Genomic DNA, 16,491 nt, shown 5'->3' with positions numbered 1-16,491 from the left:
GAGTAACCTTGAAAATTTCTTCTTATTCTGCTTTCTGTGAAGATAGCAAACATTATCGAACAATCCCCATTGTAAAGCAATATATCGTTGATACATTTACACCCATCCAATTGTTTCAGCTTTTTAAGGATGAGGCTGTTTACTTGTTAGAGAGCAAGGATGCTGAATCAAGCTGGTCACGCTATTCATTTATTGGATTAAACCCGTTTTTATTTGTTGAAGAAAACCATGGAGAATTTTCAATTTTAAATGAACAGAGAAAAACGTTATCGAAATCAACATCTCTAACAAAAACATTTGAACATCTTCAAAACCATTTGGCTATTAAATTACCGGAATTAGATATTCCATTTGTCGGTGGTGCTGTAGGCTATATCGGCTATGATACGGTATCAATTTTGGAAAAGGTTGAAAAGCATGAAACTGATGACCTAAAACAGCAAAATTGTATGTTTTTTGTATGTGAAACCGTGATCGCATTTGATCATCATGAGAAGAAGCTCTATTTCATCCATTATGAGCGGGTAAATGGTGATGAAGATGAAGTACATCTCCAGGCAGCTTTTCAGCTCGCTGAAGCAAAAATGAATAAGTATATTAGCAAGCTAAAGCAGAAGGAACAGCCTGAGCATTTGCCATTACCTGTTTCAGATCAATTTGATGTAAATTTTGATGAAATCAAATCAAATTATGAGAAGAGCAAGTTTTTAGAAGATGTCGAAAAGGTGAAGGAATACATCCGTGCTGGTGACATTTTTCAAGGCGTTTTATCACAACGGTTTGAGATTCCTATTTCAACAGACGGCTTTTCTCTTTATCGGATCTTACGAATTGTGAATCCATCTCCTTATTTATTTTATATTCGCTTTAACGATACAGAGCTAGTCGGCAGCTCGCCTGAACGGTTAATTTATATTCAAAATAAACATCTTGAAATTCATCCAATAGCAGGGACACGAAGACGCGGCAAAACATTTGAAGAAGATCAATATTTTGAAGAGGAATTAAAAAATGATGAAAAAGAAAAAGCGGAACATTATATGCTGGTTGACCTTGCTCGTAATGACCTTGGAAGAGTCGCAGAATACGGTTCGGTAACGACACCAACATTAATGGAAGTTGGACGCTTTTCCCATGTCATGCACCTAATATCAAAAGTAACAGCAACATTAAGAGATGATGTTCACCCAATAGATGCATTGCTTTCTTCTTTCCCGGCAGGTACTGTTTCAGGTGCTCCAAAAATTCGGGCAATGCAAATTATTCAGGAATTGGAACCTACTGCAAGAGGAAGCTATGCAGGCTGTGTTGCCTACGTTGGTTTTGATGGGAATATTGATTCCTGTATAACAATACGAACGATAACTGTAAAAAATAACACTGCTTATGTACAAGCTGGAGCAGGAATAGTTGTTGACAGTGTTCCTGAGCTTGAATGGAAGGAAACTTGTAATAAAGCAAGTGCTATGTTAAAAGCAATCCAATTAGCTGAAAAGGTGTTTAATGAGGAGGTCATGCATGATGAGAGAGCTGCTAGCAAAATGTATTGAAGGAAAAACATTGTCGGAAACACAGGCTGAAGAAGTAATGAATTCAATCATGGCAGGTGATGCTACACCAAGTCAAATTGCCAGCCTCGTTTCCATTTTGAGACTTAGAGGTGAGACTGTCGATGAAATCGTCGGGTTTACAAAATCGATGAAAAACCATATGACATCGATCTACTATGACAATGATGTGATAGATACATGTGGTACTGGTGGAGACGGCGCCTCAACATTTAATATTTCAACAGCTGCAGCAATCGTTGTCTCAGCTTTAAAAGTAAAGGTTGCGAAACATGGAAACCGCGCATTTTCGTCTAAGAGCGGTAGTGCGGATGTTCTTGAAACATTGGGAATTAATATCCAAACATCTCATGAAGAAGCCATTAAAAGCCTAAATGATCAAAACATGAGCTTCTTATTTGCACCAATGTTCCACTCTTCGATGAAACATGCTGTGAATCCAAGAAAAGAAATCGGATTTAGAACAGTCTTTAACTTGCTAGGACCGTTAGCTAATCCTGCTAATGCTAAAAGGCAGGTAATTGGTGTATTTTCTACGGAATATGCTGAGAAAATGGCTGAAGCATTAAAGCGTCTAGGTTCTGAGCATGTCTTACTTGTGACTGGACGTGATGGACTTGACGAAATCTCTATTTCAGCTGAAACAGATGTTGTAGAACTTAAGAACGGTGAAATCACTAGATATGTTTTACACCCAAATGATGTTGGGTTATTTATTGGAGATATAGAAGAATTAAAGGTGAATAATGCTAAGGAAAGTGCGGAGCTGATCGAAGCGATTTTTAGGGGCACCGGACCAAAAAGTGCCGAGAATATTGTGGCGGTCAATGCAGCTGCTGCTTTATATGTAGCAAACTATGTACCATCAATAGCCGATGGGGTCATTTTTGCAAAGGAAGCGATTCGGGGCGGTCTTGCACTTCAGCAATTAAAAACATTGCGCCATCAAAGGGAGGAACATTATGCTTGATAAAATCATTGAAACCAAAAAGGAAGAAATCAAAAATCTTATCTTACCAGATGATGAGAAGCTGCCTCATCGTTCATTTTATCAAGCGCTAAAGAACCCTAAACGGGAACTAGCTCTTATAGCTGAAGTAAAGAAGGCATCACCTTCAAAAGGATTAATAAAGGAGAATTTTCACCCGGTTGAGATTGCTTTGGCCTATGAAAAAGGTGGGGCAGACTGTTTATCCGTTTTAACAGATGCTCCCTACTTTCAAGGAGCACGAGAATATTTAACAGCGGTAAAAAAAGCTGTAAACCTGCCAATATTAAGAAAAGACTTTATCATTGATTCTATTCAGGTGGATGAAGCAAAACGGATTGGTGCTGATGCAGTTTTATTGATTGGTGAAGCACTTGAACCGTCATTATTAAAAGAGCTTTATCAATATGCGTCAGAACTACAATTAGATATACTTGTAGAGGTTCACGACAGTCAAACGCTTGAGCAAGTATTAAGTGTTATCACTCCGAAAATCTTAGGCGTCAATAATCGTAATTTAAAAACGTTCGAAACGAATATTGACCAGTTGGAACATATGGTATCAATCATTCCTAAAGATACATTGCTTGTTAGTGAGAGCGGCATTTATACTAAAGATGATATTGATCTTGTTAAGCAATTTGGGGCAAAGGCATTGTTAGTTGGAGAATCGCTTATGAGAAAAGATGATCAGACATTAGCGATTAAAGAATTATTTGGAGAAGAAATCAATGTCTAAACCGTTATTGAAATTTTGCGGAGTGCGTTCTTTAAAGGATTTAAAACTTGTTTCCCAATCAAAAGCTGATTATATTGGATTTATTTTTGCTGAGAGCAAACGAAAAGTAGATCCTAAAGCAGTAAAGGCCTGGATTAGTGAAATGAATCTTTCAGGGAAAAAACTAGTTGCGGTATTTGTAAATCCATCTGAAGCAGAAATCAATCAAGTACTCACAGAAGTTCCGATTGATGTTATTCAATTTCATGGTAATGAGTCAGTTGAAGAGATTAAGAAAGTAAGAGATACATTTAAAGGTACAGTGTGGAAGGCGCTTCATCATCATCCAAAAACCTTGGAGGAGATGAAGGAATATCAAGACATTGTTGATGGATTTATTATTGATTCCAGGTTGAAAGGTCAGTGGGGTGGTACTGGTGTAAGCTTTGACTGGTCAGCAGTTCCACACTATATAACGTTCACTAAGACTAATAACAAGCTTTGTTTTATTGCCGGCGGAGTCAATGAGAATAATATAGAAAAGCTATTAACCTATAACCCACAAGGGATAGATCTATCTAGCGGTATTGAAGTTGATGAACAAAAAAGCAAGGATAAGATCAAGCAAGTTGAAGAAAGGGTGTTAAAGTATGTCAATTTATCCAGATAAAAATGGAAGATACGGTGATTTTGGCGGGCGATTCGTACCTGAAACATTAATGAGCCCATTAGCTGAAATAGAGCAAGCCCATATTGAAGCAATGAGAGATCCGGCATTTTTAGAGGAGTATCATTATTTATTAAAGGAATACTCTGGCAGACCGACAACCGTTACGTATGCAAGGAATGTGACAGAAAAACTTGGCGGTGCAAAAATCTATCTTAAAAGAGAGGATTTAAATCATACAGGTGCACATAAAATTAATAACGCAATTGGTCAAGCACTGCTCGCAAAAAGAATGGGCAAAACAAAGGTTATTGCTGAAACAGGTGCAGGACAGCATGGAGTTGCAACGGCAACGGTGGCAGCAAAGTTCGGGATGGAATGTAAAGTGTTTATGGGAGAAGAAGATGTGAAACGTCAACAATTAAATGTTTTCCGCATGCAGCTGCTCGGAGCAGAAGTTATTCCTGTTACTAGTGGTAATAAGACATTAAAGGATGCGACAAATGAGGCAATGCGGTATTGGGTTCAACATTGTGAAGACCATTTTTATATTATTGGCTCTGTCGTTGGTCCGCATCCATACCCTTACATTGTACGAGAGTTTCAGCGTGTTATCGGTGACGAAGCGAAACAGCAATTTCTCGATTTAGAAGGTGAGCATCCATCAAAAGTAGTGGCATGTGTTGGCGGTGGAAGTAATGCAATCGGGATGTTTGCTGCTTTCTTAGATGAAAAGGTTGAACTTGTCGCAGCAGAAGCAGCCGGCATGGGAGTTGAAACTGACATGCATGCTGCAACCATTACGAAAGGTACGAAGGGTGTTCTACACGGATCGTTAACTTATTTATTACAAGACGAATATGGACAAGTTATCGAACCTTATTCAATTTCAGCAGGTTTAGATTATCCTGGTATCGGACCTGAGCATGCTCATCTTGCAAGCACGGGTAGAGTGAAATATGAAAGTATAACAGACAAAGAGGCATTACAAGCTCTTGAATTACTGGCAAAAGAAGAAGGCATCCTTGCAGCGATTGAATCGGCACACGCCCTATCATCTGCTTTTAAACATGCAAAACAAATGGCACCTCATGAAAGCATTCTTATTTGTCTATCAGGCAGAGGAGATAAAGATGTCCACACCTTAATGAATCATTATAAGGAGGAGAAAAAGCATGAAAACACTCTTCAAGCAGCCACTGCAAAATAAACTATTTATTCCGTTTATTACTGCTGGTGACCCTCATAGTGAAGCGACAATTGATTTAGCCGTTGCACTGCAAGAAGCAGGAGCGGCAGCAATTGAGTTGGGAATCCCTTATTCGGATCCGGTTGCTGATGGTCCAGTTATTCAGAAGGCTTCTACAAGAGCATTAAAGAACGGGATGAATATCGTAAAAGCAATTAAGCTTGTTCCTGAAATGAGAAAAAAGGGAGTAAATATTCCGATTATTCTATTTACGTATTACAATCCTGTGTTACAATTAGAACAGGAATCCTTTTTCGCTTTACTGCGAGAAAATACCATTGATGGTTTACTCGTACCTGATATACCTTTTGAAGAAAGTGAAGAACTTCGCCAAAAATGTAAAGAGCATTCTATTTCATTTATTCAACTTGTTGCTCCAACCTCATCAAGCAGAATAAAAATGATAACGGAAAATGCAGAAGGCTTTATTTATTGCGTATCTTCTTTAGGTGTTACAGGGGTCAGAAACAACTTTGATCGTGCGATAACGTCATTCTTAGAAGAAGTAAAACAATACAGCCATGTGCCTGTTGTTGTAGGTTTCGGAGTTTCCACAAGAGAACAGGTAAAGGAACTGGCAACTATTTGTGATGGTGTTGTCGTAGGAAGTGCATTAGTGAGAGAGATCGAACGATTGCAGCAGGAATTAACAGACGACACAACTCGAAGTAAGGCAATTGATGAATTCAGAGAATACGCTAAAATATTCGCATCATAAAACGAAAGAAATGAAAATTCAAAAAGTCTATTTTTATGATTTTATTGCATTATCCAAAGTTTCTCATTAAGATAAGAATCAGCATGGTCAGAGGGAGTTAACCCCTCTGATCTCAAGTTTCATGTAAAGTAGGAGAGGTGTTAGGCATTGCAAGTAAAAAAGCAGTTACTAAGTTTAAAACCATATCAACCAGGAAAACCGATTGAGGAAGTAAAAAAGGAGTTCAATTTAACAAAGGTAGTAAAACTAGCATCTAATGAAAATCCGTACGGATGCTCACAGAAGGCAAAACAAGCGATACTCGATGAACTTGATCAGTTAGCGATTTATCCTGACGGATACAGTGCCCTTCTACGTACAAAGGTAGCTAATCATTTAGGCGTTAATGAGGATGAATTAATTTTTGGGAATGGGTCAGATGAAGTTGTGCAAATTATTTGTCGAGCTTTATTAAGCCCAGAAACGAATACGGTTATGGCAACACCGACATTTCCTCAATATAAGCATAATGCCATAATCGAGGGAACAGAAATTCGTGAAGTTCCACTGGTAGATGGTGATCATGACCTTGATGCAATGCTTAATCATATTGACGAAAACACTACAGTGACATGGGTATGTACGCCAAATAACCCGACTGGTACATATGTAAAAAAACAAGCTCTGCTTGAATTTTTAGATAAGGTACCAAAACATGTGCTGGTTGTCGTTGATGAGGCTTACTATGAGTATGTAGCTGCTGAAGATTATCCGGAAACTGTGCCATTGTTAAAGGATTATTCAAATGTAATGATTTTGCGCACATTTTCAAAAGCATATGGATTAGCTGCATTACGTATCGGTTATGGAATTGGCAATGCTGACTTGATTCGAAAAATAGAACCGGCAAGAGAACCATTTAATACAAGCCGTGTTGCACAAGCTGCTGCAATTGCCGCACTAGATGATTTTGATTTTATTTCTAAATGTAAGGAAAAAAACAAAAAAGGGCTGCAACAGTTCTACAAATTTTGTGAAGAACAGGACCTTGATTATTATCCATCGGAAGGGAATTTTATCCTGATTGACTTTAAACGTGATTCGGATGAAGTGTTTGGCGCACTGCTTAAAAAAGGATATATAGTTCGGTCCGGTAATGCATTAGGATTTCCAACCCATTTACGCATAACTGTGGGATCTGAAGAGCAAAATGCAGAAATCATTGAGATTTTAAAGGAATTTGTTCTTAATTAATTTCCTATTGTTCATTTTAAGGGGCTGTCTCAATCCAGGGTCAGACCCCAAAACTTTTTAACCCGTACTTATTCGATGAATAGCCTCTTAGATTGATAGGCAAAAAAGGTGATTTTGATGGTGAAAAAAATTTATTTAATAGGACTTGGTTTAATAGGAGGGTCTATTGCATTAGCTATTAAACGAAAAAACCCTGCTATTCATATCATTGGGTTTGATATAAATGAAGACCAAGCTTCACTTGCCAAAAAAATTGGAGCAATTGACGAAATTTCAGCTGCGCTTATTCCGGATTTAACGGATGTTGATATCATTTTTATTTCTACACCGGTTGAGCAAACGATCAAAATCATTGAGCAGCTGCATTCCGCTGAATTGAAGCAAGGCGTAATTATTACCGATGTTGGCAGTACAAAAGCTCAGATCGTAGAATGTGCAAACAAGTATCTAAATGGTAGAATTAAATTCATCGGCGGCCATCCAATGGCTGGTTCACATAAGTCGGGAATTTTAGCCGCAAAACCCCATTTGTTTGAAAATGCTTTTTACATATTAACTCCGTCTGAATATGTAACTCCGCAAGACCTCGCTCGTTTAACCGATGTTCTTGAGGGGACAAAAGCAAATTTCATAGAAATGACTCCTGAAGAACATGATAAGGTAACAGGGATAATCAGCCATTTTCCGCATATTGTTGCCGCAAGCTTGGTATGCCAAGCAGAATACCATGAAGAAGAATTTCCTCTAGTAAAAAGACTAGCAGCTGGCGGATTCCGTGATATAACGAGAATAGCTTCTAGTAACCCAGCAATGTGGCGAGACATCTTATTACAAAACAAAAGGCCATTGTTAGAACTTTTTGATGAGTGGATTGCCGAGATGAACCGTGTAAAAAGTCTTGTTGCAAATGAAGAAGCGGATCAACTGTATTCATATTTTGAACATGCAAAGCAATATCGTGACGGTTTGCCGGAAAAACAAAAAGGTGCTATCCCGTCGTTTTATGATTTATTTGTTGATGTACCTGACTATCCGGGTATTATTTCTGAAATTACTGGATATTTAGCGAAGGAAGAGATTAGTTTAACCAATATACGAATCATTGAAACGCGAGAAGAGATATATGGTGTATTAAGGCTCAGCTTCCAAACAGAACGTGATCGAGAACGGGCAATAGACTGCATTAATAAATATTCAAATTATGATACATTTATCATTTGAATTTGCGGTCTTAGTTGATATGTAATAAATAGAGGTGGAGTAAATGACAGATGTATTAAAGTTATCAAAGGTTACTAGCTTAGCAGGTACGATTGAAGTACCAGGAGATAAATCAATCTCACACCGAGCTGTCATGTTTGGTGCTATGGCAAATGGAAAAACCGAAATTACAAATTTCTTAATGGGCGCTGATTGTCTCAGCACTGTCTCATGTTTCCGTAAAATGGGTGTATCAATCGACATTCAGGAAGGACTTGTAACAGTAGAAGGGAAAGGCTTGGAAGGATTAAAAGAACCTTCTGAGATTTTAGACGTAGGAAACTCAGGTACCACTACCCGATTAATGATGGGGATTTTGGCAGGGACAAATTTCCATTCATGCATTATTGGGGATGAGTCTATAGCGAGAAGACCTATGTCACGTGTAACAAAACCATTAAGAATGATGGGTGCAAAAATTGATGGGAGAGAAGATGGCCAATATACGCCTTTAGCAATCCGCGGTACGAGTTTAAAGGGTATTCATTATGAATCACCTGTTGCAAGTGCACAGGTTAAGTCAGCAGTCCTTTTGGCAGGCTTACAGACAAACCTAGAAGAAACAACGGTAACAGAGCCACACAAATCACGAGACCATACAGAGCGTATGCTTAGAGCGTTTGGTGTAGAAGTTAATGAAGATGAAAGATCAGCAACAGTAAAGGGAGGACAAAGCTTAAAAGCGACTAATATCTTTGTCCCTGGTGATATTTCATCTGCTGCTTTTTTCCTTGTGGCAGGGGCAATCGTACCAAATAGTGAAATTCTCCTAAAAAATGTTGGAATTAATCCTACAAGAACAGGAATACTTGATGTATTAAAAATGATGGGTGCAACCATTGAAATTATTCCGCAACAAGATCAGACGTTTGAACCAATTGCAGATATTTTGATAAAAACGTCCACTTTAAAGGGAACAACGATCAGCGGTGATTTAATTCCTAAATTAATTGATGAGATCCCGGTCATTGCCTTACTAGCTACACAAGCAGAAGGTGAGACGATCATTAAGGACGCAAGTGAGTTAAAAGTGAAGGAAACGAATCGAATCGATACTGTAGTCGGTGAATTATCAAAAATAGGAGCAACGATTAAAGCAACGGATGATGGTATGGTGATAACCGGTAAAACCAAATTAACAGGTAATGCAGCTGTTTCTAGTCATGGTGACCATCGAATAGGTATGATGCTTGCGATTGCTTCATGTATTACTGATGAACCAATTGAATTACATGATGCTAATGCGATTGGTGTATCATATCCATCGTTTTTTGAGCATCTATCCTTGTTAACAAAATAATCGTACATTCTTTTTTACTTACAAAGAAAGAGAATAGCTTTATTTATTTTATGAATCGTTATGATTTTCAAATAGATAAGCTGTCTCTTTCTTTATAACACTTCCCTTACTTCTTATAAAAAAATCTCCAATGATTGTAATAAATATGCCCCTTTTTTCATAGCTTGTCTTAAGAGGATGGAAGGTGGGGTGTCTGATGAGGTATATTATAGACAACGCAACAATTGTAAAGGCAAATGGATTAGAAAAAACCTCTATATTAATTAATAAAAACAAAATTGAGTTTATGCGGCAGTCAATGGATAATATTCGATTTATGCGAATGGATATGAGTTCATATTTATTAACCCCAGGATATGTCATGCTTGATTTTTCTCTTCACTCATTACTTCATTTTCAACAATTCAAACAGAATTTGATTCATCACTACATGAAAAAAGGTTGTACATCACTTTTAACAGTTGTAGATATTCATTTTGAGCACGAATTAGGTGCAACATTAAAACAAAAGAGACATCAAATGATTAATTCTCCAATTGATTATTATATCGGTATTAAAATTCCATTAAAATTACTTTCTCCTTCAATGATTAGAAAATGCAAGCAACAACAAATAGCAGTGGTTTTTGTTGAAATTGATGAGACTGACAAGCTATCCTCAAAATCATGGGGATGGATTAGAGATGCAATGTTTTCAAACCCGATTACACTTATTCCTTTTCTTAAGGAAAAGAATGAATTCGTTAATAAAAAGCCAAAACAACTTCTTCATTGGGAACGAATCATGAAAGAGCATCGCCTTTCTTCAATTGTATCTCCTTTAGAAGAAGGAGTACCATTGTCAAAAGATGTGTTGATGAGGTTAGGCATTTATCCTGAAAAAGGTGATATTCGCGTTGGCGGCCAAGTAAACTATAATTTGTACAAACTAGGTGAAATAAGGTATCATACCGATGGTAAACCAGTTATTAATGCTATAGAACAACATCCTACGATAACTGTACATCAAGGAAGAATAATGAATGTAGATGGAGAAACTTCTTTTATTCCTGGAATAGGGGTAGAATGTTTTATTCCGATTTCAGGTCGTTTCATACCACAATCAGTATCCTTTTGATGTATGATAAAGATATACATTATACAATATAGATTTTAAAGATAACAACCATGTATTTACCATTGTTCAGAAGAAAGGAAGAACTATGTTTAATCAAGTACTAAACGAAGCAATAAATCTTGTAAATAAAGGTGAAACTGAAGAAGGATTAAATTTATTGGCAAATATTTTGCCGACATTGCATGACGAAGAAAAACTCCAACTTGCTGATCAGTATTTTCAATGGGGAATCATTGATAAAGCACATGACATTATCGAAGAACTTCATTTTCTTTATCCTGAGGAAACCCAAATTACGTTGTTTTTAGCAGAGCTATATTTAGATCTAGAAAAGGAAGAGCAAGCGATTGAATTATTAAATCAAATTCCAATAGAAGATGAGGCATATCCTCAAGCACTGTTATTATTGGCTGATTTATACCAAATGCAAGGTCTGGCAGAAGTAAGTGAGCAAAAATTGCAGGAGGTAAAATTGTTATTACCTGATGAGCCAGTCATTGATTTTGCATTAGGAGAGTTTTACTTTCACCAGGGACAATATAAACACGCAATTCCTTATTATGAAACGATCATTATGGTGAGTAATTCCTTTTCAGGCGTTTTTATTGATCAACGGTTAGCGGAGTGTTTGAGTTCAATTGGGGAATTTGAAGAGGCATTAGATTATTACAAACAAGCAGCAGACAAACATGAAGATCTTACTACATTATTTGGATATGCATTTACGGCTTACCAAGGGGGATTTTCAAAAACAGCGATTCAACAATTTCTTAAGCTAAAAGAAGCAGATCCCCACTATTCATCACTATATTTATATTTAGCAAAGGCTTATGAACAGGAAGGCCTATTACAAGAGAGTATTAAAACCGTTCAAGAGGGTATTAAGTTTGATGAATACAACAAGGAATTATACCTGTATGGCGCGAAGGTGGCGATTAAATCGGGGTATATGAATGATGCTAAACAATTGTTAAGGGAATCACTTGCGATAGATCCTGGTCATATAGAGGCTGCACTTACATTAACTAATATCTTTCTTCAGGAAGAGGAATTTGATGATGTGATTGATGTCATAAGTGAATGTAAAAAATATGGAGAAGAAGATCCTCAATTTGAATGGAATTTAGCCCGAGCATATCACCAAAAAGAAGAGTATACACAGGCATTAAACCATTATCAACTAGCATATAATTCTTTCAAGGATCAACGAGATTTTCTATATGAATATGGGTACTTTTTAATGGAGGAAAGTCGCAGAAAGGAAGCAAAGGAAGTTTTTGGACGAATTTTAAGGCAGGATCCTTCTAATGTCGAAATTGGTGAGATATTGCTACAATTAGAAGATGAGTTTTAAGTGAGAAAAGAAGGATTTTATTTTTATTTTGTGGAATTATCAAAGTAAGAATAAACTGTACTGCAGAGGAGGGAATTCTATGGTGGCCCCTGTATCTGTCCACGAAAAGAAAGATTTTATCAGGTGGTTTTTAAACCATTATCAACTGAAAAGAAGAGAATGTGTCTGGATTTTAAATTATTTAATGAGTCATGATACCCTAATGGAAAAAGTTCACTTTGTGGAACAAGCACAATACTGCCCGCGGGGAATAATCATGTCAACGCATTGTGTTGAAGAAGTTCCTTTTCGCTTTTATAAAGAAAATGTGATGACAACAGATGCGGAAAAATCTTTCCATGATATACGTTTAAATAAAGACGAAGAGCTTTTTATTCAACTTAATTTTAGATCTGCTTATCAATCACCGCACTACGCAGCTGTTTTAGAATCAAATCCGTTTATGCCGGAACACCTCCATGGAAATGAGAAGGATCGGGAAGTTGCTGAACAGGTGCTTGAACACTCATTGCAAACATTCCAAAAAGAAAAGCTTTTGCAATTAATTGATGAAGCACTTGACCGTCAGGACAAAGACGAATTCCAAAGATTAACCCAGCGATTATTAGAACTAAAAAAATAATACTGTTTCGTGAAAGGGGCTGATGAAGATTATCAGCTCCTTTCATTTTTAAGTTTAACAATTTGTAGAACAAGCATTATAATAGATCTATTGTTAATTAAAGATAGGAGTGGAAAACATGAAGTGGGTTTTAAATGATGTTGATGTGTACAATCAATCAAAAGAGTATGTAGATACGGCAATCATTCCTTTAATTCCTGTCGCCTTAGAATCTGAATTTAAAGGAACTGTTTCAAAAGGTGAGTTTATCACGTATGTTTGCAATGAACTTGAGAGACAATTAAAAGGAAGAGTTTTCTTGTTTCCTTCATTTTCTTATTTAAAAAATTCAACAAATGTGATTGAAAATGTACTAGAATGGAAAACTGAAATAAAGCAGGAATTTAAACATGTTTTTTTCTTGACTAGTGATGAAGTGTTAAAAAACGCAAGCAGTGAACCGCTAAAGGAAAATCTTATTTGGTTGCCGGCAGTCCCGTTTGAACATATGGATGAAAAACTGATGAGAAAGCTTTTACAAGATCAAATCGAACAAATTTTGAACATTTTATTACAATCTTGGAATAATTGATAAAAACCTTTTCATTTCCAAGATTACAACTCAGGATTTTATTGACCTCATGGAAAGATTGATATATCATGAGTATGTCCTAGTTTTATATGTCATTTCCGTATGTCCTAAACGGACTTTAGCTTAAGATAGAGGGGGGAAAATGATGAGCGAGAAAAAACATCGAGTTTCTAGACGTCAATTCTTAAACTATACGCTTACTGGTGTAGGCGGTTTCATGGCTGCAGGTATGCTTATGCCAATGGTTCGCTTCGCACTTGACCCTGTGCTCCGACCAGCAGAAGAGACAGATTTAGTACAAGTTGTAAAAGTTGACGAAATAACGGAAGAACCTCAACGCTTTGACTTTAAAATCAAGCAAAAAGATGCTTGGTATGAATCTGAAGAAACGAGATCAGCTTGGGTTTTTAAAGAGGGTGAAAAAATTACCGCTTTATCACCTATCTGTAAACATTTAGGCTGTACAGTTGGTTGGAATAACGATCCGGCTAACCCGAACCAATTTTTCTGTCCATGTCATTATGGCCGATATGAAAAAGATGGTACAAATGTTCCGGGAACACCGCCAATTGCTCCGCTTGATGTTTATGAAAGCGCAGTTAAGGACGGCTATTTATTCTTAGGTAAAGCAAAACCACGAGGGGAGGCGTAATGATTGCTTAACAAAATTTATGATTGGGTTGACGAACGTCTAGATATTACGCCGATGTGGCGCGATATTGCTGACCATGAAGTTCCTGAACACGTAAACCCAGCACACCATTTTTCTGCCTTTGTATATTGCTTTGGCGGATTGACATTCTTTGTAACCGTTATTCAAGTTCTTTCTGGTATGTTCTTAACAATGTATTATGTACCAGATATTAAGAATGCTTGGGAATCAGTTTTTTATTTACAAAATGAAGTTGCTTTTGGTCAAATTGTACGTGGTATGCACCACTGGGGAGCTAGCCTCGTTATTGTTATGATGTTCCTACATACATTGCGCGTATTTTTCCAAGGTGCTTATAAAAAACCGAGAGAGTTAAACTGGATCGTAGGCGTACTTATTTTCTTTGTAATGCTTGGTCTTGGTTTAACTGGTTATTTATTGCCATGGGATATGAAAGCGTTGTTTGCAACAAAGGTTACTTTGCAAATTGCTGAATCCGTGCCTTTAATTGGACCAACTGTTAAAACATTATTATCTGGCCATCCAGAAATCGTAGGTGCTCAAACACTAACACGTTTCTTTGCAATCCATGTATTCTTTTTACCTGCTGCACTTTTCGGATTAATGGCCGCTCACTTTATAATGATTCGTAAACAAGGTATTTCTGGTCCACTATAAGAACTAGTTTCATAAAGAAATTTACTAACGATACAAACATTTGATATCGGATACCACCTTAGTAAGGAGGGGAAATCATGCATCGCGGAAAAGGTATGAAATTTGTAGGTGATTCTCGTATTCCTGCAGAGAAGAAGCCTAATATTCCGAAGGACTACTCGGAATATCCAGGGAAAACAGAAGCATTCTGGCCAAACTTTCTATTAAAGGAATGGCTTGTAGGTGCTGTTTTCTTAATTGGATTTTTATGTTTAACAGTAGCTCATCCATCGCCGCTTGAGCGTGTGGCTGACCCTACTGATGCTGGTTATATTCCACTGCCAGACTGGTACTTCTTATTCTTATACCAATTGTTAAAATATTCTTATGCATCTGGTCCATATACGGTTATCGGAGCAATTGTTATTCCTGGTCTAGCTTTTGGTGCTTTAATGCTTGCCCCATTCCTAGATCGCGGACCGCACCGTCGTCCTGCTAAACGCCCAATTGCTGTCGGTATGATGCTTCTAGGAATTGCTGCTACATTTTACTTAACTTGGGAATCTGTTGCTACCCATGACTGGGAAGCTGCTGCTGAACAAGGTAAGATTAAAGCTGAAGCAGATATCGATAAAGAATCAGAAGGTTATAAACTTTATCAGGAGCAAGGCTGTATATCATGTCATGGTGACAATTTAGAAGGCGGAGCTGCTGGTAAAGCACTTGTTGATAATGGATTAGAACCTGATAAAATTGCAGATATCGCTAAAAATGGTCAAGGTGCCATGCCAGCTGGTGTCTTTAAAGGGACAGATGAAGAGTTAAAAGTATTATCAGAGTTTATCTCTAGTGTTAAGTCAAAATAAAAAGCTGACATTTGTCAGCTTTTTTTATACGTAAAGATCTGCAATATAAATAGGATAAGGAGGATGTTTTCTTTATCCTGAGTCTCTTATTGCAGGAACCCCTTATTAGTAAGTTATAAAAATCTTTAGGACTGGTATATAAAAAATGAAAATGATACAGCATATATTAGGGCAAAAATCTATTCTTTCTATCATGTTTTTAATTAACTTTTTAGGAACAGTATATGGGTATTATTGGTATAGGTTTCAATTAGCTGATACCCCTGCACAATTTTATATTTTTGTTCCAGATAGCCCGACAGCAAGCCTTTTCTTTGTTATTGTTTTACTAGGATTCTTACTGAGAACTAATTTTCCCCTTATTGAGGCACTGGCCATTGTCACTCTTTTTAAATATGGCATATGGGCTGTTATAATGAACATTCTCGTTTTGATAAGTAATGGGAGTTTACCTTGGGAAGGTTACATGCTCATAGCATCACATTTTGGAATGGCTGTGCAAGGGTTGCTATATTCACCGTATTATCGCTTTAAAACTTGGCATATAATTGTTGTGGCTGTTTGGACATTACATAATGATGTGATAGATTATGTTTTTGGAATGATGCCTAGGTACAGTGACTTAATGGATTATATGACTCAAATTGGTTACTTTACATTTTGGTTGAGTATTATTTCATTATTTATTGCTTATTTTTTAGTAATAAAAAAAGATTCTTATAAATTATCGTTGCCACAGTCTAGCTCTTAATTGCTAGGCTTTTTTGGATTTGAAAAAAACTTCACTCGCATTCATTATTTTGGTCTATCCTTGTCCATTTCGACATAGGTTTTTTAGTAGAAGTTGGTAGTGTCAAAAGTTCTATGAAAAAACAACGTTTTAGTTTTAATTAACACCGAAGTGAACTTGTTGACCGCCGCAATCGCTCTTGACAAACACACCAATGGTTT

At 37.0% G+C, this 16,491-nt stretch carries 17 protein-coding genes; all 17 read left to right on the top strand.

The features are described from left to right. The first annotated feature begins 8 nt into the window (after window positions 1-8). Window positions 9-1,550, top strand: a complete 1,542-nt coding sequence (trpE, locus tag Q1B07_RS08105) for an anthranilate synthase component I (RefSeq protein WP_299088346.1) — start codon at window positions 9-11, stop codon at window positions 1,548-1,550. Next, window positions 1,519-2,538, top strand: a complete 1,020-nt coding sequence (gene trpD, locus Q1B07_RS08100; RefSeq protein WP_299088347.1) for an anthranilate phosphoribosyltransferase — start codon at window positions 1,519-1,521, stop codon at window positions 2,536-2,538. The genes trpE and trpD overlap by 32 nt, the downstream gene beginning before the upstream one ends. Continuing rightward, on the top strand, window positions 2,531-3,295 hold the full coding sequence (trpC, locus tag Q1B07_RS08095) for an indole-3-glycerol phosphate synthase TrpC (protein WP_299088349.1): 765 nt from the start codon (window positions 2,531-2,533) through the stop codon (window positions 3,293-3,295). Before trpD ends, trpC begins: the two co-directional genes overlap by 8 nt. Then, entirely contained in the window at window positions 3,288-3,944 is a 657-nt protein-coding gene (locus Q1B07_RS08090; RefSeq protein ID WP_299088352.1) for a phosphoribosylanthranilate isomerase, read from the top strand. Before trpC ends, Q1B07_RS08090 begins: the two co-directional genes overlap by 8 nt. Then, on the top strand, window positions 3,925-5,151 hold the full coding sequence (gene trpB / locus Q1B07_RS08085) for a tryptophan synthase subunit beta (RefSeq protein ID WP_299088354.1): 1,227 nt from the start codon (window positions 3,925-3,927) through the stop codon (window positions 5,149-5,151). The genes Q1B07_RS08090 and trpB overlap by 20 nt, the downstream gene beginning before the upstream one ends. Next, entirely contained in the window at window positions 5,117-5,908 is a 792-nt protein-coding gene (gene trpA, locus Q1B07_RS08080) for a tryptophan synthase subunit alpha (protein ID WP_299088356.1), read from the top strand. Before trpB ends, trpA begins: the two co-directional genes overlap by 35 nt. 147 nt (window positions 5,909-6,055) lie before the next feature. Further along, the gene (gene hisC, locus Q1B07_RS08075) at window positions 6,056-7,141 is read left to right on the top strand and encodes a histidinol-phosphate transaminase (protein ID WP_299088358.1); all 1,086 of its coding nucleotides are present in this window, start codon (window positions 6,056-6,058) and stop codon (window positions 7,139-7,141) included. Window positions 7,142-7,258: 117 nt separating this feature from the next. Continuing rightward, complete coding sequence (locus Q1B07_RS08070) at window positions 7,259-8,362, top strand: prephenate dehydrogenase (protein ID WP_299088359.1); 1,104 nt, start codon at window positions 7,259-7,261, stop codon at window positions 8,360-8,362. Between the two features lie 43 nt (window positions 8,363-8,405). Beyond that, entirely contained in the window at window positions 8,406-9,701 is a 1,296-nt protein-coding gene (gene aroA, locus Q1B07_RS08065; protein WP_299088360.1) for a 3-phosphoshikimate 1-carboxyvinyltransferase, read from the top strand. Window positions 9,702-9,897: 196 nt separating this feature from the next. Next, window positions 9,898-10,818, top strand: a complete 921-nt coding sequence (locus Q1B07_RS08060; protein WP_299088361.1) for a hypothetical protein — start codon at window positions 9,898-9,900, stop codon at window positions 10,816-10,818. 85 nt (window positions 10,819-10,903) lie between these two features. Continuing rightward, window positions 10,904-12,172 carry a tetratricopeptide repeat protein gene (locus Q1B07_RS08055; protein WP_299088363.1) on the top strand — a complete coding sequence of 423 codons (1,269 nt, stop codon included), beginning with the start codon at window positions 10,904-10,906 and terminating at the stop codon, window positions 12,170-12,172. Window positions 12,173-12,251: 79 nt separating this feature from the next. Beyond that, window positions 12,252-12,794, top strand: a complete 543-nt coding sequence (locus tag Q1B07_RS08050; RefSeq protein WP_299088364.1) for a ReoY family proteolytic degradation factor — start codon at window positions 12,252-12,254, stop codon at window positions 12,792-12,794. 118 nt (window positions 12,795-12,912) lie between these two features. Next, the gene (locus Q1B07_RS08045) at window positions 12,913-13,365 is read left to right on the top strand and encodes a YpiF family protein (protein ID WP_299088366.1); all 453 of its coding nucleotides are present in this window, start codon (window positions 12,913-12,915) and stop codon (window positions 13,363-13,365) included. Window positions 13,366-13,510: 145 nt separating this feature from the next. Further along, entirely contained in the window at window positions 13,511-14,017 is a 507-nt protein-coding gene (locus tag Q1B07_RS08040; protein ID WP_299095699.1) for a ubiquinol-cytochrome c reductase iron-sulfur subunit, read from the top strand. A gap of 3 nt (window positions 14,018-14,020) precedes the next feature. Next, complete coding sequence (qcrB, locus tag Q1B07_RS08035) at window positions 14,021-14,695, top strand: menaquinol-cytochrome c reductase cytochrome b subunit (RefSeq protein ID WP_299095701.1); 675 nt, start codon at window positions 14,021-14,023, stop codon at window positions 14,693-14,695. 77 nt (window positions 14,696-14,772) lie between these two features. After that, window positions 14,773-15,540 (top strand): menaquinol-cytochrome c reductase cytochrome b/c subunit, encoded by a 768-nt coding sequence (locus tag Q1B07_RS08030; RefSeq protein ID WP_299095704.1) that lies wholly within the window; start codon window positions 14,773-14,775, stop codon window positions 15,538-15,540. Window positions 15,541-15,685: 145 nt separating this feature from the next. Beyond that, window positions 15,686-16,291 (top strand): DUF1405 domain-containing protein, encoded by a 606-nt coding sequence (locus tag Q1B07_RS08025; protein WP_299095706.1) that lies wholly within the window; start codon window positions 15,686-15,688, stop codon window positions 16,289-16,291. The last annotated feature ends 200 nt before the right edge of the window (window positions 16,292-16,491 follow it).

It is taken from the genome of uncultured Metabacillus sp. (assembly GCF_947503125.1).
In the GTDB taxonomy this organism is placed as follows: Bacteria; Bacillota; Bacilli; order Bacillales; family Bacillaceae; genus Metabacillus.
Note: the sequence above shows the minus strand (reverse complement) of the source record. Positions and strands in the feature narration are given on the sequence as shown.

What these genes read in the sequence shown, in the direction of transcription:
- trpD (WP_299088347.1), top strand. Translation starts at nt 1,519, where the DNA reads ATGATGAGAGAGCTGCTAGCAAAATGTATTGAAGGAAAAACATTGTCG.
- trpC (WP_299088349.1), top strand. Translation starts at nt 2,531, where the DNA reads ATGCTTGATAAAATCATTGAAACCAAAAAGGAAGAAATCAAAAATCTT.
- Q1B07_RS08090 (WP_299088352.1), top strand. Translation starts at nt 3,288, where the DNA reads ATGTCTAAACCGTTATTGAAATTTTGCGGAGTGCGTTCTTTAAAGGAT.
- trpB (WP_299088354.1), top strand. Translation starts at nt 3,925, where the DNA reads ATGTCAATTTATCCAGATAAAAATGGAAGATACGGTGATTTTGGCGGG.
- trpA (WP_299088356.1), top strand. Translation starts at nt 5,117, where the DNA reads ATGAAAACACTCTTCAAGCAGCCACTGCAAAATAAACTATTTATTCCG.
- Q1B07_RS08070 (WP_299088359.1), top strand. Translation starts at nt 7,259, where the DNA reads ATGGTGAAAAAAATTTATTTAATAGGACTTGGTTTAATAGGAGGGTCT.
- aroA (WP_299088360.1), top strand. Translation starts at nt 8,406, where the DNA reads ATGACAGATGTATTAAAGTTATCAAAGGTTACTAGCTTAGCAGGTACG.
- Q1B07_RS08060 (WP_299088361.1), top strand. Translation starts at nt 9,898, where the DNA reads ATGAGGTATATTATAGACAACGCAACAATTGTAAAGGCAAATGGATTA.
- Q1B07_RS08055 (WP_299088363.1), top strand. Translation starts at nt 10,904, where the DNA reads ATGTTTAATCAAGTACTAAACGAAGCAATAAATCTTGTAAATAAAGGT.
- Q1B07_RS08050 (WP_299088364.1), top strand. Translation starts at nt 12,252, where the DNA reads ATGGTGGCCCCTGTATCTGTCCACGAAAAGAAAGATTTTATCAGGTGG.
- Q1B07_RS08045 (WP_299088366.1), top strand. Translation starts at nt 12,913, where the DNA reads ATGAAGTGGGTTTTAAATGATGTTGATGTGTACAATCAATCAAAAGAG.
- Q1B07_RS08040 (WP_299095699.1), top strand. Translation starts at nt 13,511, where the DNA reads ATGAGCGAGAAAAAACATCGAGTTTCTAGACGTCAATTCTTAAACTAT.
- Q1B07_RS08030 (WP_299095704.1), top strand. Translation starts at nt 14,773, where the DNA reads ATGCATCGCGGAAAAGGTATGAAATTTGTAGGTGATTCTCGTATTCCT.
- Q1B07_RS08025 (WP_299095706.1), top strand. Translation starts at nt 15,686, where the DNA reads ATGAAAATGATACAGCATATATTAGGGCAAAAATCTATTCTTTCTATC.